This is a genomic window from Paraburkholderia sp. RHO2 (assembly GCF_050955445.1).
In the GTDB taxonomy this organism is placed as follows: domain Bacteria; phylum Actinomycetota; class Actinomycetes; order Mycobacteriales; family Mycobacteriaceae; genus Prescottella; species Prescottella agglutinans_A.
In genome coordinates this window covers 1,038,578-1,060,324 of sequence record NZ_CP162617.1, presented here as the reverse complement: position 1 = coordinate 1,060,324, position 21,747 = coordinate 1,038,578, and the positions used below count along the sequence as shown (strand labels likewise).

The following is a 21,747-nucleotide window of genomic DNA, read 5'->3' as shown; positions in this document are numbered from 1 at the left end:
ACCGACGACGGGACACCACTGCCGAACAACCCTTTGTTTGGCTATCGAATTGAGAGGATGACATGACAATCGAGAACTTCGTCACGGTCGATGGAGCCAACACGCGCTACCTGTCGGCGGGAACCCCCGGCAATCCCGTCGTCGTGTTTCTGCACGACGGGGCGTGGGGCGGTAGCGCAGATGTGACGTGGACGGACATGATTCCGCTCGCGGCCGCGGACTACCACGTGATCGCGCCCGACATGCTCGGCTTCGGGGGTACGTCGAAGACGGTGTCGCTGGACACCTCACCGTTCGCCTTCCGCACTACCCATCTGTTCCGGCTCCTCGACGAGCTCGGCATCGACACCCCGGTCCACCTCGTCGGCAACTCGTTCGGTGGATCCATCGCGTTGCGCGCCCTGACCGACCCCGCGGTGGCACACCGCATCGCGTCCGCGACGACCATCAACGGCACAGGTGGGCCGTGGAAGACCGAGACCATGCAGCAGATCGGTTCCTTCGACGGGACCACGGACGACGCCCGTCGCATCGTCACGCTGCTGTGCGACAACTTCGCCGGATTCGATCAGCAGGTCGAGCTTCGGCACAAGTGGGCGACCCAGCCCGGGCACTACCAGTGCATGTTCGCACCGCACATCCCCGTGCCCGAGGCCGCTCAGTCGCCGCGGCCGGCGGACCCCTACCCCGCGAGCCTGGCGGGCGTGACGACACCGATCCTGCTCATCGAGGGCGAGAAGGACGTGCTCGTCGAAAGTGGCTGGTCCACACGGCTGGCCGAGTTCATCCCCCACGCAACGATCGTGACGATGCCGCTCATGCACGCACCGAACATCTCCCATCCGGTGGAGACGTGGCAGGCACTGGCCGGCTTCCTCGCCAATGTCGGCGCCTCACTCACCTCACTCGAAAGGTGATCAGTGATGTCCGAAGCACTCCAAGCCACCAAACCCACGGCGGCGACCGATGTCGATTACGGTCGGCTGTTCAGATTGGACGGGAAGCGGATCGTCGTGCTCGGAGCCGGCGGGGGCATCGGTGAGCACACCAGTCGCCTGCTGGCCTCGATGGGCGCCGAGTTGCTGTGTGTCGACTTCGACGAGGTGAGCGCGAAGTCGATCGGCAGCACTCTCTCGGCGCCGCACCTGAACGCCGACGTGACCACCGAATCCGGGGTCGCGAGCGTCGTCGAGTTCGTCGAGCGCGAGTTCGGCGAGATCGACGGATTCGTCGACGTAGTCGGTAGGACGACCGCAAAGCCGTTGTCCGACTTCACATTGGACGACTGGGAAGACGACTTTCGGGTCAACACCCGACACGCATTCCTGCTCGGCCAGCAGCTCGCGCCCCTGGTCGCGCGCAGCGGCAGCGGGTCGATCGTCTTCGTCTCGAGCGTCTGGTCCGCGTACGCGAGCAAGGCCGCTCCGGGATACGGTCCGGCGAAGGCGGCGCTCAACATCTGGATCAAGCAGCTCGCCGAGGAGTACGGCCCGTCCGGCGTGCGGGTCAACGGCGTCGCTCCGGGATTCTTCCTGTCGCCGCGCATGGTCGAGAACCTCGATGCGGTCGGTCCCGTCGCAACGGAATCCATCTCGCGGCAGCCGCTGCTCGAGCGGTTGGGCCAGCCGTACGAGGTGGCCGCCGCCACGGCGTTCCTGCTGACGCCGGCATCCGGGTACATCACGGGCAGTGTCCTCCCCGTCGAGGGTGGCGCAACGTCACGAGATCCGCTGGGATTCGCACAGGTAGTGCGATGACGTTCCGAGGCGGGACGCCCTCGAGCTGAGCGCGACTCGACGTCCGCCCGAAGCAGCGAACACAGCGCACCGTTGTCGACTCGTTTCGTCGACAACGGTGCGCCACTTGCGTTGCCCGTCGCCCGGAAGTCTTTGTCCCCCATGATTATAGAGGTAAGAATGTGAGTTCAGTCGACACTTCGAGAGATACCGGCGGCCGCCGAGACGTGGTTCGAATCGGTGTGGTGCGGGAGACGAGCGACGGCGAGCGGCGGGTGGCGCTGGTGCCGAAGGTTGTGGCGTCGTTGGCCGCGAAGGGGGTCGACGTGGTCGTCGAGCCCGGTGCGGGGTTGGGGGCGTTGATTCCGGACGAGTTGTACAAGGAGGCCGGCGCGACGATCGGTGACGCGTGGGCCTCGGATGTGGTCGTCAAGGTCGCGCCGCCGTCGGACGCCGAGGTCGGCAGGCTCCGTGCGGGGCAGACGCTGATCGGGTTTTTGGCGCCGCGTAACGCCGAGAACCAGATCGGTGCGCTGTCGGCGGCGGGGGTGCGCGCGTTCGCGGTGGAGGCGATCCCGCGTATCTCGCGTGCGCAGGTGATGGATGCGTTGTCGTCGCAGGCGAACGTGGCCGGCTACAAGGGCGTCCTCGTCGCGGCGTCCGAGTCCACCCGCTTCTTCCCGATGCTGACCACCGCGGCCGGCACCGTGAAGCCCGCGACCGTCCTGGTCCTCGGCGTGGGTGTCGCGGGTCTGCAGGCGTTGGCCACGGCCAAGCGTCTCGGCGGCCGCACCACCGGCTACGACGTGCGTCCCGAGGTGGCCGACCAGGTCCGCTCGGTCGGTGCGCAGTGGCTCGACCTCGGCATCGACGCGGCTGGCGAAGGCGGCTACGCCCGTGAGCTGACCGACGCCGAGCGCGCCCAGCAGCAGCAGGCGCTCGAGGACGCGATCAAGGGCTTCGACGTGGTGATCACGACCGCGCTGGTGCCGGGCCGTCCGGCGCCGCGGCTGGTGACCGCCGCCGCGGTGGAGGGCATGAAGCCCGGCTCGGTGATCGTCGATCTGGCCGGCGAGACCGGCGGCAACTGCGAGCTGACCGAGCCCGGCCGCACCGCGGTCAAGCACGGTGTGACGATCTGCAGCCCGTTGAACCTGCCGGCGACGATGCCCGAGCACGCCTCGGAGCTGTACTCCAAGAACGTTGCGGCCCTGATCGAGCTGATGCTCGACGAGAACGGCGCCCTGGCGCCGGACTTCTCGGACGAGATCCTCGCCGGTGCGTGCGTGACCGGATCGAAGGAGAACTCGTAGATGTACACCGAATTGTTGGCGAACATCGCGATCCTGGTGCTGGCCGGGTTCGTGGGTTTCGCGGTGATCTCGAAGGTGCCGAACACGCTGCACACGCCGCTGATGTCGGGCACCAACGCCATCCACGGCATCGTGGTGCTCGGCGCGCTGGTGGTGCTCGGGCATCTGCCCGGGGATGCCCCGTGGTCGATCAAGGTGATCCTGTTCGTGGCGCTGGTGTTCGGCACCTTGAACGTGGTCGGTGGGTTCGTGGTCACCGACCGGATGCTCGCGATGTTCAAGCCGAAGAAGGACGCCGCAGGAGCTCGGAAGAGCGGGGCAGCGGTGAAGAAGGGGGCTGACGCCTGATGAGTTACCTCGTCACGATCCTCTACATCGTCGCGTTCGCGATGTTCATCTACGGTCTGATGGGTCTGACCGGCCCGAAGACCGCGGTGCGCGGCAACTACATCGCCGCGGTCGGCATGGTCGTCGCGGTGGTCGCGGTGTTGATCGACATCCGCGACACCGACAACTGGGGTCTGATCGTCGGCGGTCTGGCCGTGGGCGTCGTCCTGGGGGTGCCGCCGGCGCTGCGGACGAAGATGACGGCGATGCCGCAGCTGGTCGCCCTGTTCAACGGTGTCGGTGGTGGCACGGTCGCGCTGATCGCGTGGGCGGAGTTCCTCAACTCCGACGGCTTCACCACGGTCGCGTCGGTGCCGTCGGCGCCGTTCATCGTCGGGTCGCTGTTCGCGGCGATCATCGGTTCGGTGTCGTTCTGGGGCTCGCTGGTGGCGTTCGCGAAGCTGCAGGAACTGCTCAACAAGGGCTTCGAGCGCAAGGTCGTCGCCGCGGCGAAGGCGTTCCAGCTCGCGAACATCGTCCTCGCGCTCGTCTCGGTCGGTCTCGCGGTCTACATCGGTATCGGCGCCGACGGCGACCCGCAGTCCCCGTGGCTGATCGTCGGATTGTTGGTCGCCGCGGGTGTGATGGGCCTGTTCGTGGTGCTGCCGATCGGCGGCGCCGACATGCCCGTCGTCATCTCGCTGCTCAACGCGCTGACCGGTCTGTCCGCGGCGGCGGCGGGTCTGGCGCTGAACAATCAGGCGATGATCGTCGCCGGCATGATCGTCGGCGCGTCCGGTTCGATCCTGACGAACCTGATGGCCAAGGCGATGAACCGGTCGATCCCGGCGATCATCTTCGGCTCGTTCGGCGGCGGTGACGCCGGCGCCGCGGTAGGCGGAGGCACCGGCGGGACTGTGAAGGCCACCTCCGCGTCGGATGCGGCGATCCAGATGGCGTACGCGAACCAGGTCATCGTGGTGCCCGGCTACGGTCTGGCCGTCGCGCAGGCCCAGCACGCGGTCAAGGAGATGGCGGCCCTGCTCGAGGACAAGGGTGTCGAGGTCAAGTACGCGATCCACCCGGTCGCCGGCCGCATGCCCGGTCACATGAACGTCCTGCTCGCCGAGGCCGACGTCGCGTACGACGCGATGAAGGAGATGGACGACATCAACGGCGAGTTCTCCCGCACCGACGTCACCGTCGTCATCGGCGCCAACGACGTCACCAACCCCGCCGCCCGCGAGGACGCGAGCTCCCCGATCTACGGGATGCCGATCCTCAACGTCGACCAGTCCAAGTCCGTCATCGTCCTCAAGCGGTCCATGAGCTCGGGCTACGCCGGCATCGACAACCCACTGTTCACCGCCGACCAGACCTCCATGCTGTTCGGCGACGCGAAGAAGATGGTCTCCGAGGTCACCGAGGAACTCAAAGCCCTCTAGATCGCGACGAGACTACTGACAGTCGAAGGGACCCTTCACGCGCTCACGGCCCGTGAAGGGTCCCTTCCGCTCTCCTCCCGCAGCCCTGACATTTGTCATGCCGAGGTCGTGACGGACGGGCGAGGGAAGTGGACCCGCGAGCGGGCAGATTCGAAGCATGACAACAGCGCAGCCGACTCCCCTACTCCACCGGGACCCGCACAACAGGGACGCGGTGCTCCTGTCCGGGGTTCACAAGCATTTCGGTCAGGTGCACGCCGTCCGCGGCCTGGATCTGACGATCCGCCCCGGTGAGGTGGTGGCGTTCCTCGGCCCGAACGGTGCCGGCAAGACCACCACCGTCGACATGATCCTCGGTCTCTCCCAACCGAGTTCGGGCACGGTCGGGGTGTTCGGGATGTCCCCGCGGGAGGCCATCTGCCGCGGTCTGGTGTCGGCGGTGATGCAGACCGGCGGGCTGCTGCCCGAGCTGACCGTCGGCGAGACCGTGCAGCTCACCGCGAGCCTCTACGCGGACGCATGCCCCGTCGACGAGGCGCTGCGCCGCGCCGGCATCCACGAGATCGCGGATCGGCCGGTCCGAAAGTGCTCCGGTGGCCAGCAGCAACGGCTGCGGTTCGCGATGGCGCTGCTGCCCGACCCGTCGCTGCTCCTGCTCGACGAGCCCACGGCGGGAATGGACGTCGAGGGCCGGCGCGAGTTCTGGTCGGCGATCCGCGCCGACGCCGACGCCGGCCGCACCGTCGTGTTCGCGACGCACTACCTCGAGGAGGCCGACGCGTACGCCGACCGCATCGTGCTGGTGCGCCGCGGGCAGGTCGTGGCCGACGGAACCACCGCCGAGGTCAAGGCCATGTCCGCTGGCCGCACCCTACGCGCGACGGTGCCCGGCGCGGACACCGAACTGCTGCAGTCCATTCCACACGCCGACGCCGTCGAGCTGCGCGGCGAGACCCTCGTCGTGCACTCGTCGGACACCGATGCCGTGGCCCGGCACCTGCTGACCCACACCGCGGCCCGCGATCTCGAAATCGTCTCGCGCGGACTGGAAGACGCCTTCATTGTCCTCACCACCGACCACACCGAAGGACAGGTCCGATGACCACTCTCGCTGCCGCCCGTCCGACCGTCCGCTGGGGCGGGTTCAACACCACGCTGCTGCGACTCGAGCTGCGCCGCCTGCTCCGGAACCGGCGGACCGTCATCTTCACCCTCGTGATGCCGGTGGTGTTCTTCCTGATCTTCGGTCTGAGTCAGGGCTACCGGTACGAGAGCGCCGGCCGGGGCAACGTCACCGCATACATCATGATCAGCATGGCGCTCTACGGCGCGATGATCGCTACCACCAGTGGCGGCGCCATGGTGTCGGTGGAGCGGGCCTCCGGCTGGAGCCGGCAGTTGCGGCTCACGCCGCTGTCCCCCATCGCGTACATCGCGGTGAAGCTCGTGGTCGCGATGACGCTCGGACTCGTCGCGCTGGCGGTCGTGTACGCCGTCGGTGCGTTCACGTCCGCCGACATGGACGGCTCGCTGTGGGTGACGACGGCGGTCATCGCGTGGCTCGGATCGTCGATCTTCGCGGCCTTCGGCCTGTTCACGGGCTACCTGCTGCCGAGCGAGAACGTCATGCAGATCCTGGGACCCGGGCTGGCGCTGCTCGCGTTCGGCGGCGGTCTGTTCATTCCGCTGCAGGACGGCTCGGTATGGGCGACGATCGCGCAGTTCACTCCGATGTACGGCATCGGCAACCTGGTGCACGCCCCGCTGACGGGCGACACCGTCCAGTGGAGGTGGATCCTGAACATCGTCGCGTGGCTCGCGATCTTCGTCGGCGGAGCCGTGTGGCGGTTCCAGCGCGACACCGCCCGCGTATAGCGTGTTCGACGTGAACAGCACCGAACGGCCCGCCGTACAGCGGTGGGGCCGTTTCGGCATCGTCTTCGCCGCCGTCTGGCTGGTGTTCCTGTACGAACCCCTCGCCGCGGGGTGGGATCAGCGGGATCAGCCGAACGGCTGGATCGGGGCAGCCGCCACCCTGATCTTCGCGGTGTACTTCCTGCGGGTCTTCTCCGCGGCCCGGCACGGCCGAATGCGGCGCGAACTGCGGCCCCCGCTCCGACGGGCGATCGTCGACGTGGCGGTGCTCGTCGGTCTCGCGGTGATCATGACCATCACGCTCGGCGAGGCGGGGCTGGCGTCCACCGTGTTCATCGCGGTGACCGCGGTGATGTCACTGCCCACGATCGCCGGCGGCGCGGTGGCCCTCGGCGTCGCCGGGGTGGTCGAACTACTGGCGACGCGCGCCGGCTGGAACGTGTCGAGCCTGCCGCTCGCGATCTGCGCGGCCGCGATGGCGATGGCCGGCGTCACCGCCCTGATGAACCGGAACATCGACCTGCTGAACCGCCGGGAGGAGGACGAGCGGCGCGCTGTGCAGGAGGAGCGCACCCGCATGGCGCGCGACCTGCACGACATCCTGGGCCACTCGCTCACCGTCATCACCGTCAAGGCCCAGCTCGCGAACCGGCTCCTCGACGTCGACATCGACAGGGCGCGCACCGAACTCGACGACCTCGAGCGGCTGTCCCGGGACGCGCTCGCCGACGTCCGCTCCGCAGTCGAGGGGTTCCGCGGCGTGTCCCTGCCTGTCGAGATCGCCCGCGCCCGTGAGGCGCTGCGCGCCGCCGGGATCGAGGCCGACCTGCCGAACAGCACCGACGCCGTCCCCACCCCGCTGCGGGAGCTGTTCGCCTGGACCGTGCGCGAGTCGGTGACGAACGTCGTGCGGCACAGCGGTGCTCAACGTTGCACGGTGACGATCGACGACCGCCACGTGTCGGTTGCCGACGACGGTGTGGGCACCGACGCACTGCTCGCGGGCAACGGGCTCACCGGACTCCGGGAGCGTGCGGCAGCGGTCGGCGCCCGCGTGATCGTCACGCATCCGCTGCCTCGGGGATTCTCCGTCCAAGTCGTCGCCGAGGAGGCACCGTGACGATTCGCCTGCTACTGGCCGACGATCAGGCGCTCGTACGCGGCGCCCTTGCCGCCCTGCTGGATCTGGAGCCGGACCTCGACGTCGTCGCCGAGGTGGGCCGCGGCGACGAAGTGGCAACGGCAGCCGTCGAGCACCGCCCCGACGTGGCGCTCCTCGACGTGGAAATGCCAGGTATGGACGGAATCTCGGCGACCACTGCACTGCGAGCAGCCGCGCCGGACACCCGAGTCCTGATCGTGACGACCTTCGGTCGGCCCGGGTATCTCCGACGCGCGCTGCAGGCCGGCGCATCGGGATTCGTCGTAAAGGACACCCCCGCAAGGCAGCTCGCCGATGCTGTACGGCGCGTGCATGCGGGACTGCGCGTGGTCGACCCGGCGCTGGCCGCCGACAGCCTCGTCAGCGGAGAATCACCGCTCACCGACCGCGAGACCGAGGTGCTCCTGGCCGCCCGCGACGGCGCATCCGTCGCGTCCATCGCGGCCACGTTGTTCCTGTCCGCCGGTACGGTCCGCAACCACCTGTCGTCCGCGATCGGCAAGACCGGCGCGGAGAACCGCACCGAGGCCGTGCGAATAGCGGACGCCAACGGTTGGCTCTAGACGTTCTCCGTGGACGTCCTATGCTGGACGGTGCAGCTTGTTCGTCTGGCGTGGTCGTGAGGAGCCGCCCCGAAGAGCGCCCCGGCGTCGGAGCATTCGCGGTCGCGAGGCCGACGAGTGCGAGAGGGAACCCGATGGAAGTCCGGGACTGTCCCGCGGTGACCATCCACGCCGTGAGCCACTGGAGAACACTGTGACATCCGCTTTCACCGCAACCGTGCTGGGCTCCCCGCGCATCGGGCCCCGTCGCGAACTCAAGAAGGCAGTCGAGTCCTACTGGGCGGGGAACCTCGATGCCTCGGCACTCGAATCGGTAGGCAAGGAACTGCGCCGGCAGACGTGGACCGAACTGCTCGAGGCGGGCATCGACTCCGTCCCGGTCAACGTCTTCTCGTACTACGACCAGATGCTCGACACCGCCGTGATGCTCGGGGCGCTGCCCGAGCGGGTCGCCGGGATCGCCGACGAACTGGACCGCTACTTCGCGGCCGCCCGCGGCAACACCGACGTGGCTCCTCTCGAGATGACGAAGTGGTTCGACACCAACTACCACTACCTCGTCCCCGAGATCACCCCCTCGACGACGTTCACGCTCGACCCGGCGAAGGTGCTCGGCGAGGTCGCGGAGGCCCGCGCTCTGGGCGTTCCGGCCCGCCCGGTGGTCATCGGGCCGGTCACTTTCCTGCTGCTCTCGAAGTTCGAGAACCAGTCGCCGCTGGACCGGCTCGACGACATCGTTCCGCTGTACGCGGACCTGCTGGGCAGGCTCGCCGACGCCGGTATCGAGTGGGTCCAGATCGACGAACCGACGCTGGTCGCCGACCGCACCGGCGCCGAACTGGCCGCGACCCGTTCGGTGTACGACCGGTTGGCCACGCTCGACAACCGCCCGGCCATTCTCGTCGCGTCGTACTTCGGTGATATCGGGGAAGCATTGCCGGCACTCGTCGGCACCGGGGTCGAGGGCATCGCGGTCGACCTCGTCGCGGGTGCCCTCGACCCCGTCGTCGCGATGCCGGGGATCGAGAGTAAGCACGTCGTCGCGGGTGTCGTCGACGGCCGCAACGTCTGGCGGAACGATCTCGACGGATCACTGGCCGACCTCGAGAACCTCCGGGAGCGTGCCGGTTCCGTGTCCGTTTCGACGTCGTGCTCGCTGCTGCACGCCCCGTACAGCCTCGACGGCGAGGACGGACTCGACGATGCGCTGCGGTCGTGGCTGGCGTTCGGATCCGAGAAGATCCGCGAGGTCGCTACTCTCGCAACAGGACTGCGCGCAGGGCGGGAGGTAATCGGCGACGAGCTGTCCGAGTCGCGCGCGGCCGCGGCGACCCGCGCCGCCGATCCGCGCCTGCACGACGACACGATCCGCGGCCGCCTCGCGGCTCTGACAACCGCCGACCGCACACGTATTCCGGCGGCGGAACGACGCGTCGTGCAGACCACCGAACTGACCCTGCCGCCGTTGCCGACCACCACGATCGGCTCCTACCCGCAGACCACCGCGATCCGCGTGGCGCGCGCCGCGCTGCGCAGGGGTGAGATCGACCAGGCCGAGTACGAGCGCCGCATGCGGGCCGAGATCGCCGATGTGATTGCGCTGCAGGAGAAGCTGGGTCTGGACGTGCTCGTCCACGGTGAGCCCGAACGCAACGACATGGTCCAATACTTCGCCGAGCAGCTCGACGGGTTCTTCGCGACCGCGAACGGTTGGGTGCAGTCGTACGGCAGCCGCTGCGTCCGCCCGCCGATCCTGTTCGGCGACGTACGGCGCCCGAAGCCGATGACGGTCGACTGGATCTCGTACGCCCAGTCGCTCACCGACAAGCCGGTCAAGGGCATGCTCACCGGGCCGGTCACGATCCTGGCGTGGTCGTTCGTGCGCGACGACCAGCCGCTCGCGGACTCGGCCGACCAGGTCGCCCTCGCGATCCGTGACGAGACGATCGACCTGGAAGCATCCGGCACGAAAGTGATCCAGGTGGACGAGCCGGCGCTGCGGGAGCTGCTGCCGCTGCGGACTGCAGACCAGCCGGCCTACCTGGACTGGGCCGTCGGCGCTTTCCGCCTCGCGACGTCAGGCATCGACGACTCGACCGCGATCCACACCCACCTGTGCTATTCGGAGTTCGGTGAGGTGATCGGCGCCATCGCGAGCCTGGACGCCGACGTCACGTCCATCGAGGCGGCCCGGTCACACATGGAGATTCTCGACGACCTCAATGCCGTCGGCTTCGATCTGGGCGTCGGTCCCGGCGTCTACGACATCCACTCGCCGCGGGTGCCGTCGGTCGACGAGATCGCCGCGTCGCTGCGGGCGGCGCTGGAGGCAGTCCCTGCCGAGCGGCTGTGGGTCAACCCCGACTGCGGCCTCAAGACGCGGGGCAATGCCGAAGTCGCGGCGTCACTGCGGAACCTCGTCGAGGCCGCACACCTGGTGCGTGCGGAGATCTAGAAGATCGAGACCGGGCGCCAGCCGGTCTCACGCTCGCCGCTTTACAGGCCGTTGGCTCCCGAAATCGCGGGCCAGCCCCACCAATTCGTCCGCCGCGGGGTGCAGTGGGCCTTGGGCGCTCCATACTGCTCGCAGGGTCCGATCGAGCTTCAGGCCCTCGACCTCGACCACCGCGAGATCACCGGACGCGACGCTGTCCGCGACGGCGAGAGTGCTCAACACCGCCGGCCCCACCCCCGCCAGGACGCTGCTCCGGATCGCGCCCGAGCTGCCCAGTTCCAGGAGCGGCGCGGCACGCGGGTGCGGCTCGAGCGCGAGGTCCAGCGTCGTCCGTGTGCCGGAACCGGGCTCGCGCACGATCAACGGTGTCATCGCCAGCTCGGGCGCCGTGACGGGCCTGGTGCGGGTCACCCACGGATGACCGGGGTGGACGACGATCACCAAGCGGTCCCGCGCGACGGGCGTACTTCTGAGCTGCTTCGGAATCGTCGGCGACTCGACGAAGCCCAGCTCGCACGAGCCGTCGGAAATCTGCTCGAACACCCGCAGCGAGTTGTGCACCTCGAGATGGATCGTCAGCGCCGGATGCGACTGACGAAAGCGACCCAGCCACAGCGGCATCAGATGCTCGGCGACGGTCATGCTGGCACTCACCCGTAGTCCCCGCGACCGCTCCGCCCGCAGCCCGTCGACCACCTCGAGCAGCTTCTCGGTGTCGTCCAGAATCTTTCGAGCCCAGTACGCCACCACGGTTCCGCTGGGCGTCAGGACCGATCCGGTGGTGCTGCGCCGCAGCAACGTCATCCCGAACCGGCGTTCCAACTGTTTGATGCAACGACTCGCATTGGGCTGAGCCATTCCCACGAGTCGACTTGCAGCGCTGAGACTTCCGCAATCACTGACATTGACCAACAGTTCGAGGGCGGTGAGGTCCAGCGAGCGGGGAGACATGCACCGAGTGTATGGCGGCAGCCAAGATCATATCAATTCGATATGAGGTGTTGCCCAATCGGGCCCTACCGGCCAAACGTTCGATGGAGGATCGTTGTCGTGTGAAATCCGAACTGGGGCAGCAAGACGAACAAATCGCTACACCCCCTCCCCCGCCTGCTGCGTCCCGGTTGGACGGAGTCCGCGCCTACGTGCCGGGCGTTGCACTGTCGGCCGCCGCGGCCGGTATCGCGATGGGCATCCGGCACTTCGTCCCGACGCTGAGCCCGCTCCTGATCGCGATCGTGATGGGCGCCCTCGTGGCCAACCTGGTTGTCTTGCCCGCGAGCTTCAGTACGGGAATCACGTTCTCGTCCAAGAAGCTTCTGCGCGTCGGGATCGCACTGCTCGGTCTGCAGCTGGTCCTGAGCGACATCCTGGGACTCGGTTGGGGCGTCATCGCGATGGTCGTCGCGATCGTCGTCCTCGGAATCGTCGGCACCATGTTCGTGGGCAGTCTGCTGGGTCTCTCCTGGACCCAACGGGTGCTCATCGCCTGCGGATTCTCCATCTGCGGTGCGGCTGCAGTGGCCGCAGCCGACGGCGTCGTGGAGGCGGAAGAGGAAGAAGTCCTCACCGCCGTGGCGCTCGTCGTGATCTTCGGCACCTTGATGATCCCGACCATCCCCCTGCTCTCGAACGCCCTCGGCTTCGACGAGAGGCAGGCGGGACTGTGGGCGGGAGGATCGATCCACGAGGTCGCGCAGGTCGTCGCCGCCGGCGGGATCATCGGTACCGCGGCCCTGACCGTCGCGACGATCGTCAAGCTGGCCCGCGTCCTCATGCTGGCACCCGTGATGGCCGTCCTGAGCGTGATGCAGCGCCGGCGGTCGGTCGAACAGAGCACCACCGCCAAGCGGCCCCCGCTGGTTCCGTTCTTCGTCGTCGCGTTCCTCGGGTTCGTGGTCATCCGTTCGACGGGAATCGTTCCGGCAGAAGTCCTTTCCGTAGCGAGTTGGCTGCAGACCGCGCTGTTGACGGCCGCGATGTTCGCCCTTGGTGCCGGTGTTCGCATCGCGACGATCAAGAAGGTCGGTATCCGGCCCTTCATCCTGGCCGCGGCCTCGACGGTCTGGGTGGTACTGATCGCACTCGTCGGAGTCCTGCTGGTCTGAGCGACTCCCGCGGCGAACCACGGGCCTGCCACGCGATCCATCGCGTGGCAGGCCCGTTTTCCGTGCACCGACTACCGGCGGTGCTCGTCCAGTCCGGCACGACGCCGGGTGGCCTCGGTGATCGCGGACCAGTCCTGGTCGGCCTGACCGTGCGCGAGCGCGTCGAGGAACAGATCCTCGAGGACGCTGCCGAAGGGGAGACCCATGTTCACGTCGTGGGCCTGCGACAGCGCGAGCCGGACGTCCTTGAGCCCCAGCGGTAGACGGAACCCGGCCGGCTCGTAGCGGCGCTGCGCGATCATCCTGCCGTACCCCTCGTAGACCCCTCCGGGAAACAGGCTGTCGTTCATGATCTCCATGAGCAACTGGGGCGAACCACCGACCTTCTCCGCCACCGTCGTTGCCTCCGCCATCGCCTGGATCGCGTTGGCGATCAGGTAGTTGCCGAGGATCTTCACGACGTTCGCCTGTTTCGGATCGTCTCCGACACGCCACGTGCGGCGTCCGATGACGTCGAGCAGCGGCGCGACCTCGTCGATCGCCCCCGAGTCGCCCGCCACCAGGACGGTGAGTTGGCCGGCCTCCGCCACCTCGGCGCGACCGAAGACCGGTGCGGCCACGTAGAAGACACCCTTCTCGGCCAGGAGCGATTCCGCCGCAGCCGATGCTCCCGGGCTGACGGTGCCCAGATTGACGTGGACCGATCCGGGTTTCGCGGCCTGCAGCGACGACGCCGACAGCACCGAGTCCGCGAATGCACGATCGTCGGCCAGCGAACTGAACACGACCGACCTGTGCAGCGCCTCGGAGAGGTCGGAGGTTTCCGACGCGCCGTGGTCGACGACGCTCGCCGCCTTTCCCGGGCTGCGGTTCCACACCGTCACGTCGTAGCCGGAACGCACAAGATTGCGCGCCATCGGGCGGCCCATCGTGCCCATGCCCAGAAATCCGATGTCCACAGCAGGCTCCTCACGATCGGAGAAACGCGGTCACAGGGCTCGATGCACTGTAACGCCCGACGGACGCCACCCGCTCCCCTCTCCTACAACCAGCGGCGCGTCAGGCGAGGTTGTGCTCGGCGGGTTCGCCGACGGTCTCCGTCTTCGCCGGTCCCCGAAGGAGCAGTGCGGCGGCGGCCGCACCGATCACCGCGACGGCCGCGGCACCGAGGAAGGCCGCGGAGAATCCGTCGGTCAGGGCCACGGCGTTGCCGATCCGGTCCGCACCGTAGGCGGCCGCGATGGCCGTCATCACGGCCAGACCGACGGCCGAGCCGATCTGATAGCTCGTGTTGACGATGCCGGACGCGAGTCCGCCCTCTTCGGGTGGAGCCGACGAGATCGCGGTGCCGAGAGTCGGAATGAAGGCGAGTGACATGCCCAGGGCCGCGACGAGGGATGCAGGAAGCACGTCGGCGACGAACGAACCGTCGGGACGGATGAACGAGAGCCAGGCCATCCCGACAGCGAGAAGCAGAAACCCGGCGACCGTCAGGGCTTTCGGCCCGAATCGAGCGATCGCCCGAGGCGCGAGCACGACCATCCCGATCATGATGAGGATCGTCATGGGCAGCAGGGCCGCGCCACTGGGGAAGGCCGTGTATCCGAGGACTTGCTGCAGGTAGAGGTTGAGAAAGAACCACATGGGGATCCACGCGCCGCCCAGAAGCAACTGGGCGAGGTTGGCTGCGCCCAAATTCGGAACCCGGAAGATGTCGAGCCGCACCAGTGGGTCACGTCGGACGGCCTGCGACACGAAGAAGCCCACGAGCAGTGCGACTGCACCCGCGAGGACGAGCCACGTCCGGGCCGAGGCCCAACCCACTTCGGGCGCCTGGACGATCGCGTAGACGAGCGCGGCCAGACCTCCGGTGACCGTGACGGCACCGAGCACGTCGATCCTGCCGCGCGTCGCGGGACCGCCGGCGGGCATCAGCGCGGGGGTGACGGCGAGGATGATCAGCGCTATCGGGATGTTGATGTAGAACACCCAGGGCCAACTGGCGTACTCCGTGATCAGGCCGCCGAGGAAGACGCCGGCCGTTCCTCCTGCGGGCGCGGCCGCACCGTACAACGCGAACGCCTTGGTGAGTTCGCGTGGATTGTCGCCGAAGAGCATCATCAACAGGGTCAAGGCCGACGGGGCGATCAACGCGGCGCCCGCGCCCTGGACTGCACGACCGGCGAGTTCGACGCCGACACTGGACGCCACCCCCGCCGCGATCGAGCCGGCGATCAGCACCACCCATCCGGTCGTGAAGATCCTGCGCGCACCGAACAGGTCGGACAGCTTGCCGCCCAGGAGTAGCAGGCCGCCGAACGCCACGACGTAGGCGTTGAACACCCACGACAGGTTCTCCTGAGAAAATCCGAGGTCATCACGCATCTGCGGCAACGCGACGCCAATGATCGAGGTGTCCATGATGACCATGAACTGAGCGGCGGCGATGACCGCAAGACCTAACCACCGACGCGAGGCCGGCGATGAACCGTGGTTGGACATCTTCTCCTCCAATCGCATTCGGATCGATGAGGCATCGATCGACACAGAAGGATTATTACCCTAGGGGGGTAGGGTATGTCCATGGTTCGATGGCCGCGGGCACTACGGAACCGTCCGCACACCGGTGCCTGGCTGCACTGTGGTCGGATGGACGACGACCTGGCACACCTCGGAAGACGCTTCGCGGCACCGGGATCGAGTGCGTCGACCCGACGCGTGAACCGCACGCCGGTCCCTCACGCGGGATCAGCCGGACGTCGCGAGTCCGTCGAGGTAGCAGTCCATCACCTCGGAGTTCGAACAGTTGCCGACGATCGCTCGGCCCTGGGTTCGAGTTCACCGGCCTGACGCCGGCGACCGCGCTCGGCGTGCCCCCGGCCACCCTGATCGGCCGGACCGCGGTATGGCGTGCGTCCTACCTGGGCGGTAGCTGGTTCGGTTTCTTTCGGAAGTGTGACGGACTCTCGTGGAGGCCGGATCGTCATCCGTTGGCTGCAGGGCGCGCGGCAGGCGTTTCGGCAACGGCTTCCGGTGCGGGCGCAGCACTGGGCCTCGACTTTTCCGTGGCACGTCGCGAGAAGTAGTTGTTGGTCAACAGTGCACCGACCACAATGGCGGCACCGATCAGGGCCATGACGCTCGGGGTGTACCCACGGATCATGGCGATCGAGAATGCCACCACGGGAACAAGATTCATGAACAAGGTTCCGTTGAGTGAGCCGAGGAGCCCGATTCCCTTGTTCCACGCCAAGACCGCCACGACGCCAGCCAACACGATGAGGTACGCAAGGTGGGGCCAACCGTGGGCCACGGCGCTCACGGTCGGTGCGGTGACGTAGCCGACCTCGGTTGCGACGAGAACGGCGATGAAAATACTGATGCAGCCGAGCGCGGTGGTGAGGGTGGTGTAGCGCAGGGCGGACCACCCGGGGAATCCTGCGGCGCCCCGCGTATAGGTGACCCAGCATATCGCCCCGAGGAACCCCAGCAGCTCCCCCAGACCCAGCTCGCCGCTGAGCAGTTTTCCGTAATCACCGTCAGTGATGACCAACAAGACACCGACGAAGGCGATCACGATGGACGCCGCCGTGTAGGGGGCGGGCAGTTGACGTGTCGCTACCGCACCGACCACCGCACCGATAGCCGGCATCATCGCCATCACGAGGCTCACGTTCGGAGAGGAGGTGTACCTCAACGCCGTGAACGCGAGCAGACCGAAGCCGGCGAATCCTGCTGCGCCGAGGAAGAAGAGGCGGACGAGAGCACCCTCCGGGCGGAAGGCCCTCGGCCCCTCGGTCCAGAGGAGCACGACGGCGAGGATTGCACCCGCCAGCACGTATCGGACGAGCGTCATATGGAAGGCGTTGACCGTGCGGGACAGATCGTTCGCGATCGAGAACATGCCGCCCCACATCAGGGGCGGAATGAGACACAGCATGACGCCACGGGCGGAGGTCGAGAGGTTCATATCCGTGGGGCCCTTCGAAGTGGGTGACGTTTCGGGCGGGACGGTTGCCGACAGGGAGTCGACTCCGCCTATCGCGGTGCCGGTGGCCCGCGGGTCGAGCTGACGCGCAGACGCGCGTCAGCGCCCGTGGGCACGCTCGTCGCGGAGGGTCATCACGGTGCTGGTCACCGACGCGACGCTCGTGCCGTCGTCCCGCACGATGTCGCACTCGTAGTGCGTGATGGTCCGTCCCGAGTGGCTCGGCCTCGCCGTCGCGGTCAAAGTGCCGGTCCACACCGGACGGAGGAACGCCGCCCGGATGTCGATGCTGGTGAACGTCTCGCCCGGCTGCATGAGCGTGGAGTGCGCCGTACCGATTGCCGCATCCGCCAACTCGACCAGAAACCCGCCGTGCACAGTGCCCTGCTGGTTGCCGTGCCGGGATGCGTCCACGTTGACGGCCACCGCGGCCGTGCCCTCGCCGACGGCCGCGATGTCGAAGTTCAGGAGCTCGGATATCGCTGTCGGATAACGCATATGGATCTCCACCGCGGGCGCGGAGTCGCCGGCGAGCCTGCGCCGCAAGAAATCCAGTACGGGGAACGAGGGTGCGGAATCGACCACGTGAGCCTCCTTGTCATCGGGTTCGGCTCGACGCTAGAGGGGCGATAATGGTGCAATCAACAAATTGTCATAGATACAGGATCTGTGCGGAGGAGGTTTCGCCGTGCGAGTGGACCGGTACAGGCAGGTGGCCGACGAGATCGCCCAGGCGATCCGGAGTGGTGCCGTTCCCGCTGGTACACGACTGCCCACTCATCGCGAACTCGCGAAACAACACCACATCGCGCTCGCGACCGCGACCAAGGTGTACCGCGAGCTGGCAACCTCCGGACTCGTGGTCGGCGAGCCGGGGCGCGGGACCTTCGTTCGCGAGCTGAGCGGCTTCGCCGGCATCGACCCGCGCCGGATGCCACGCGGTGCGCGCGCGGCGGACCTGTCGTTCAACCAGCCACTCTCGCCCGAGCAGGGAGACACCCTCCGACACGTGCTGCGGCAGATCGCTGCCGAAGGAGACCTCGATTCGCTTCTGGCGCAACAGCCTCCCGGTGGTCGAACCGCCGATCGGGCCGCGATGGCAACCCACCTGCTGGACCGGGGAATCGACGTGCCACCGGACAGGGTGATCCTGACCTCGGGCGCTCAGCAGGGGCTCGACGTGGTTCTCGCGGCGCTCGCTCCGCCCGGGACGGTCGTCGCCGTCGACGCGCTCACCTATCCCGGGATCAAACCGATTGCTGCCCTTCGCGGCATCGACCTCGCCCCGATCCGTGTCGGCGCCGAGGGAACCGACGTCGACCATCTCGAGTGGCTGTGCCGACACCGCCCGATCTCGTCGGTCTACCTGATGCCGACGATCCAGAATCCGCTCGGGTTCGTCCTCGACGCCGAAGCACGCTGTCGGATAGCCGAACTCGCACACCGGCACGACTTCCGCATCGTCGAGGACGCCACGTACGCGTTCCTCGACCCTCATGCCCCGCCACCGCTCCAGAACCTGGCGCCCGAACGCACCTTCCACGTCGGCAGCATGTCGAAGAACCTGGCAACCGGGCTGCGTGTCGGCTACGTCGTCGGACCGGCAGCAGATCGACAGCAGCTGGTCCGGGCGCTGCGCGCCGCGAGCTGGGGTACGCCGAACCTCACGACCACCATCGTCACCCGGTGGATCGCCGACGGTACTGTCGGCCGCGTGGAACGCGCCCGGCGAGACGACGCCCGCCTACGCCAGGCGATCGCGAGACGGGAACTGGCCGGCCTCGACTACCGCGCTCATCCCGGCTCGTTCTCAGGCTGGATTCAGCTGCCCGTTGACACCCGAGCCGACATCATTGTGCGGGAACTCGCGGCCCAGGGCGTCCTGGTGTCCACGGCCGATGCCTTCGCAGTGACACCGGAAATCCCCAACGCGCTGCGCATCGCGCTCGCCGGCCCAACCCGCGATGACCTGGCACACGCACTGGCACTGCTCCGGACGACCGTCACCAGTTCGGGCGCCCTCCCCACCGGGAGCGCCGACTCACCGAATCGAGCGCGATCGACGAGCGGTTCGTCGCAACGAATTGCGGCACCCATGCCGTCTAGCGCTCGCGGCGTCCGACCGTGATACCGAAGGCGAGGATCGCGCCGACCAGCGCGGCGCCGGCGGCCACCATGAAGCCGACGAAGAATCCGTCCGAGCTGTAGACCGGACCGGCCGGACCCACCGCGAGCACGTGCTGTGCCAGGAGGGCGAAGCCCACCGAGGAGAGCATGCCGCCGAACATAGACTGCGACAGGCCGGTGAAATTGGCGCCGATCGCGCGCTGGTCTTCCGGCAGCGCCATCATCACCAGGTTCGGGATGGCGGCGTAGATCATCGAGCCGAACCCGATGAGGCCGTAGGCGAAGACGACCAGCCACGCCTGGTCGGGTGTCGTCGCCAGCATCGCGGCACCGGCGGCGATCAGGAGGGAGCCACCGATGAGATGCTGGCGGAAGCCGACTCGCTTCGACGTGGCACCGACGAACACGCCACCGAGGACGATGAGGATGCCACCGGGCAGCATCCACAGCGCCATGTCGGTGACCGACAGGCCGAAGCCGTAGTCGGCGGCCTCCTTCGGCGTCTGCAGTAGCATCGGGATCAGCGTCGCGGTGAGCGTCGTTGCACCGTAGGCGATACCACCGGCGAGCAGCGTGATGCCAACCTTGCGGCTGGCCAGCACCTCGATGCTGATCAGCGGCTCGGGGCAGCGACGCTCCCACACGACCCAGGCGACCGCGAAGATGGCGGTGACGGCCAGCGTGCCGACGGTCTTGCCGCTCAGCCAGCCCCAGCCGGCGCCGAGCGACAGCGCGAGCATCACGGTGAACAGCGCGACGGTGAGCAGGAAGGCCCCCAGCCAGTCGACCGAAACCCGTGCCCGAACCGGGGTTTCAGGCACGAAGATCAGGGTCAGCAGGCCACCCACGGCGCACAACGCAAAGGAGAACCAGAACACCGAGGAGACGCCGGTGTGGTCGAGCATGTATCCGGAGATCAGCGGCGCCAACACGGTGACCACGCCGACGCCGGTGTTGGCGATGGAGATCGACATCGCCTGCAGGCGCGCCGGGAAGACGTCGCGGATCAGCGAGTAGCCCAGCGCCGTGAAGGCGAAGCCGACGCCCGAGAAGAACCGGCCGACCAGCAGGATCGGGAACGTCGGCGCGACCGCGGAGATCAGCGCACCCAGGCTCGCGACGGCTGCGGTGATCACCAGGATCCGCTTCTTGCCGTAGACGTCGGCCAGCTTGCCGAGGATCGGCGACGCGATGGCCGCCGCGAGCACGAGTGCCGTCATGACCCAGACGACCTGCGTTGTCTCGTACTTCGCGGCGATCTTCGGCAACGCCGGGGTGAAGAGGGCGAACGCCAGCGCCGCCTGCTCGGTGAGCAGAACGAGGATCAACAGGACCCGGATCCAGTAGCCGGTCGAACCGCCGGCATCACCGGTGCCCCGGACGGGGGTCGCGTCGCCCTGGGAGACGGAGACTGACATTTCCTACCTACATTCCAGTCGTGTGCCCAACAGTGACCGGAAGCACATTAGGAGGTGAGACGCGACTCACCTCCATCGTTTCCCGGTGAGCGGAAATCCGTCCCGAATCGTACGGCGCACCCCCGCCTCGCCCGGGTACCGATCGGCGCCGCGTGCCGTCAGCCGACCGGAAACTCGATGCCCGCAAGCGCTTTTCGAGAATCGTGCAGCCGCGTACCGCTGGGCCGAATCACCTTGCACGGATCCGCAGGTTCCGCCAGGCAACGCCCTCCGAAACGAATTCTCGCCGGTGCTGGAGCGACGCGGCTCACGCTGATACAGTCTCACCACTTGATTGAACGCTTGCTCAATCAGATCGGAACGACGCACCAATGGAGGTTCGAAAGGTCATGACGACGACAGAGGCAAGCTCACCGATCGCAGTCATCGACCGCGTTGCGATCCTGCTGGACGCGTTCCGGGAGGCGGAGCGGCTCACGCTGTCGGAGTTGGCACGCCGCACCGGGTTCCCCCGGTCGTCGACGCACCGGATGCTGCTGCAGCTGGTTCGGATCGGCTGGATCCGTCGCCACGGACACGCGTACGAGCTCGGCATGAAGATGCTCGAGCTCGGGTCCCTGGCCCAGCACCACGACCGGGTGCACCAGGCAGCCCTCCCGGTTCTGCACGAACTGCACAACGCGACCGGGCTGGTCGTTCACCTCGCCGTACTGGACGGCACCGATGTGGTCTACCTCGAGAAGCTGGGTGGCCGATTCACGCTCGCGGTCCCCTCCCGAGTGGGCGGACGACAGCCCGCGTACCGCACCGCCATCGGCAAGGCGCTCCTGGCGCACTCGCGGGTGGACGCCGAGACGGTGCTCCCCGAACCCACCGTGGGCCCGACCCAGAACTCGATCTGCGACCCCGCCCGGCTGCGCGTCGAACTCGCCCGCATCCGCGAGCAGAGCATCGCCCACGACCGGGACGAGACGACCGTCGGAGTGTCTTGTGTGGCGGCCGCGATCGGCGACGGCAAGAACACCGTCGGCGCCATCTCGGTGTGCGGACCGACCAAGGCGATGAACAGCTCGGCGCTGGCCGCGCCCGTGCGGATGGCCGCACTGGCGACGTGGCGACACATGGCCAACAGCCGCGCGCTGCGCCCGATTCCGGCCTGACACGACCGCCCCACGACCGGTCGGAGCGAAAACGACTGTGCCCCTGCCGAACAGATCGGTAGGGGCACAGTCG

Annotated in this window: 19 protein-coding genes; 13 read left to right on the top strand and 6 right to left on the bottom strand. The window is 67.7% G+C overall.

What is annotated here, in order from left to right; genetic code table 11:
• The first annotated feature begins 62 nt into the window (after positions 1-62).
• From ABTV10_RS04800 to metE, 10 genes are all read left to right on the top strand, one after another.
• Positions 63-917 carry an alpha/beta fold hydrolase gene (locus ABTV10_RS04800; RefSeq protein WP_499032919.1) on the top strand — a complete coding sequence of 285 codons (855 nt, stop codon included), beginning with the start codon at positions 63-65 and terminating at the stop codon, positions 915-917.
• Between the two features lie 6 nt (positions 918-923).
• The gene (locus ABTV10_RS04795; RefSeq protein ID WP_499032918.1) at positions 924-1,757 is read left to right on the top strand and encodes an SDR family NAD(P)-dependent oxidoreductase; all 834 of its coding nucleotides are present in this window, start codon (positions 924-926) and stop codon (positions 1,755-1,757) included.
• Positions 1,758-1,981: 224 nt separating this feature from the next.
• On the top strand, positions 1,982-3,049 hold the full coding sequence (locus tag ABTV10_RS04790; RefSeq protein ID WP_499032916.1) for an NAD(P) transhydrogenase subunit alpha: 1,068 nt from the start codon (positions 1,982-1,984) through the stop codon (positions 3,047-3,049).
• Positions 3,050-3,397, top strand: a complete 348-nt coding sequence (locus tag ABTV10_RS04785; protein ID WP_499032915.1) for an NAD(P) transhydrogenase subunit alpha part 2 — start codon at positions 3,050-3,052, stop codon at positions 3,395-3,397. It begins immediately after the preceding gene.
• Positions 3,397-4,821 carry an NAD(P)(+) transhydrogenase (Re/Si-specific) subunit beta gene (locus ABTV10_RS04780; RefSeq protein WP_499032914.1) on the top strand — a complete coding sequence of 475 codons (1,425 nt, stop codon included), beginning with the start codon at positions 3,397-3,399 and terminating at the stop codon, positions 4,819-4,821. Before ABTV10_RS04785 ends, ABTV10_RS04780 begins: the two co-directional genes overlap by 1 nt.
• 157 nt (positions 4,822-4,978) lie before the next feature.
• The gene (locus ABTV10_RS04775) at positions 4,979-5,923 is read left to right on the top strand and encodes an ABC transporter ATP-binding protein (protein ID WP_499032913.1); all 945 of its coding nucleotides are present in this window, start codon (positions 4,979-4,981) and stop codon (positions 5,921-5,923) included.
• On the top strand, positions 5,920-6,696 hold the full coding sequence (locus tag ABTV10_RS04770) for an ABC transporter permease (RefSeq protein WP_499032912.1): 777 nt from the start codon (positions 5,920-5,922) through the stop codon (positions 6,694-6,696). Before ABTV10_RS04775 ends, ABTV10_RS04770 begins: the two co-directional genes overlap by 4 nt.
• A gap of 10 nt (positions 6,697-6,706) precedes the next feature.
• Complete coding sequence (locus ABTV10_RS04765) at positions 6,707-7,816, top strand: sensor histidine kinase (RefSeq protein WP_499032911.1); 1,110 nt, start codon at positions 6,707-6,709, stop codon at positions 7,814-7,816.
• Entirely contained in the window at positions 7,813-8,421 is a 609-nt protein-coding gene (locus ABTV10_RS04760) for a response regulator (RefSeq protein WP_499032909.1), read from the top strand. Before ABTV10_RS04765 ends, ABTV10_RS04760 begins: the two co-directional genes overlap by 4 nt.
• A gap of 193 nt (positions 8,422-8,614) precedes the next feature.
• On the top strand, positions 8,615-10,876 hold the full coding sequence (gene metE / locus ABTV10_RS04755) for a 5-methyltetrahydropteroyltriglutamate--homocysteine S-methyltransferase (RefSeq protein WP_499032907.1): 2,262 nt from the start codon (positions 8,615-8,617) through the stop codon (positions 10,874-10,876).
• A gap of 27 nt (positions 10,877-10,903) precedes the next feature.
• On the opposite strand, the gene ABTV10_RS04750 is transcribed toward metE, so the two are convergent.
• Positions 10,904-11,827, bottom strand: a complete 924-nt coding sequence (locus tag ABTV10_RS04750) for a LysR family transcriptional regulator (protein WP_499032905.1) — start codon at positions 11,825-11,827, stop codon at positions 10,904-10,906.
• 191 nt (positions 11,828-12,018) lie between these two features.
• Between ABTV10_RS04750 and ABTV10_RS04745 the strand changes: the two genes are divergently transcribed.
• Positions 12,019-12,981, top strand: a complete 963-nt coding sequence (locus ABTV10_RS04745) for a YeiH family protein (protein WP_499032904.1) — start codon at positions 12,019-12,021, stop codon at positions 12,979-12,981.
• Positions 12,982-13,052: 71 nt separating this feature from the next.
• On the opposite strand, the gene ABTV10_RS04740 is transcribed toward ABTV10_RS04745, so the two are convergent.
• The 4 genes from ABTV10_RS04740 to ABTV10_RS04725 form a co-directional block, all read right to left on the bottom strand.
• Positions 13,053-13,940 carry an NAD(P)-dependent oxidoreductase gene (locus ABTV10_RS04740; RefSeq protein WP_499032903.1) on the bottom strand — a complete coding sequence of 296 codons (888 nt, stop codon included), beginning with the start codon at positions 13,938-13,940 and terminating at the stop codon, positions 13,053-13,055.
• A 100-nt stretch (positions 13,941-14,040) separates the two neighbouring features.
• Positions 14,041-15,483, bottom strand: a complete 1,443-nt coding sequence (locus ABTV10_RS04735; RefSeq protein ID WP_499032901.1) for a DHA2 family efflux MFS transporter permease subunit — start codon at positions 15,481-15,483, stop codon at positions 14,041-14,043.
• 481 nt (positions 15,484-15,964) lie between these two features.
• The gene (locus tag ABTV10_RS04730) at positions 15,965-16,951 is read right to left on the bottom strand and encodes a DMT family transporter (protein ID WP_499032899.1); all 987 of its coding nucleotides are present in this window, start codon (positions 16,949-16,951) and stop codon (positions 15,965-15,967) included.
• A 117-nt stretch (positions 16,952-17,068) separates the two neighbouring features.
• Positions 17,069-17,554, bottom strand: a complete 486-nt coding sequence (locus ABTV10_RS04725) for a PaaI family thioesterase (RefSeq protein WP_499032898.1) — start codon at positions 17,552-17,554, stop codon at positions 17,069-17,071.
• A gap of 109 nt (positions 17,555-17,663) precedes the next feature.
• Here ABTV10_RS04725 and ABTV10_RS04720 point away from each other — a divergent pair, with 109 nt between their 5' ends.
• Complete coding sequence (locus ABTV10_RS04720) at positions 17,664-19,097, top strand: aminotransferase-like domain-containing protein (RefSeq protein ID WP_499032897.1); 1,434 nt, start codon at positions 17,664-17,666, stop codon at positions 19,095-19,097.
• Here the strand turns inward: ABTV10_RS04720 and ABTV10_RS04715 are convergent.
• Entirely contained in the window at positions 19,072-20,514 is a 1,443-nt protein-coding gene (locus ABTV10_RS04715) for an MFS transporter (protein ID WP_499032894.1), read from the bottom strand. The two genes, ABTV10_RS04720 and ABTV10_RS04715, sit on opposite strands and share 26 nt — an antisense overlap.
• 389 nt (positions 20,515-20,903) lie before the next feature.
• Between ABTV10_RS04715 and ABTV10_RS04710 the strand changes: the two genes are divergently transcribed.
• Complete coding sequence (locus ABTV10_RS04710) at positions 20,904-21,674, top strand: IclR family transcriptional regulator (protein WP_499032893.1); 771 nt, start codon at positions 20,904-20,906, stop codon at positions 21,672-21,674.
• The last annotated feature ends 73 nt before the right edge of the window (positions 21,675-21,747 follow it).

What these genes read in the sequence shown, in the direction of transcription:
- ABTV10_RS04770 (WP_499032912.1), top strand. Translation starts at nt 5,920, where the DNA reads ATGACCACTCTCGCTGCCGCCCGTCCGACCGTCCGCTGGGGCGGGTTC.
- ABTV10_RS04775 (WP_499032913.1), top strand. Translation starts at nt 4,979, where the DNA reads ATGACAACAGCGCAGCCGACTCCCCTACTCCACCGGGACCCGCACAAC.
- ABTV10_RS04780 (WP_499032914.1), top strand. Translation starts at nt 3,397, where the DNA reads ATGAGTTACCTCGTCACGATCCTCTACATCGTCGCGTTCGCGATGTTC.
- ABTV10_RS04715 (WP_499032894.1), bottom strand. Translation starts at nt 20,514, where the DNA reads ATGTCAGTCTCCGTCTCCCAGGGCGACGCGACCCCCGTCCGGGGCACC.
- ABTV10_RS04795 (WP_499032918.1), top strand. Translation starts at nt 924, where the DNA reads ATGTCCGAAGCACTCCAAGCCACCAAACCCACGGCGGCGACCGATGTC.
- ABTV10_RS04735 (WP_499032901.1), bottom strand. Translation starts at nt 15,483, where the DNA reads ATGTCCAACCACGGTTCATCGCCGGCCTCGCGTCGGTGGTTAGGTCTT.
- ABTV10_RS04800 (WP_499032919.1), top strand. Translation starts at nt 63, where the DNA reads ATGACAATCGAGAACTTCGTCACGGTCGATGGAGCCAACACGCGCTAC.
- ABTV10_RS04785 (WP_499032915.1), top strand. Translation starts at nt 3,050, where the DNA reads ATGTACACCGAATTGTTGGCGAACATCGCGATCCTGGTGCTGGCCGGG.
- ABTV10_RS04730 (WP_499032899.1), bottom strand. Translation starts at nt 16,951, where the DNA reads ATGAACCTCTCGACCTCCGCCCGTGGCGTCATGCTGTGTCTCATTCCG.
- ABTV10_RS04750 (WP_499032905.1), bottom strand. Translation starts at nt 11,827, where the DNA reads ATGTCTCCCCGCTCGCTGGACCTCACCGCCCTCGAACTGTTGGTCAAT.
- ABTV10_RS04710 (WP_499032893.1), top strand. Translation starts at nt 20,904, where the DNA reads ATGACGACGACAGAGGCAAGCTCACCGATCGCAGTCATCGACCGCGTT.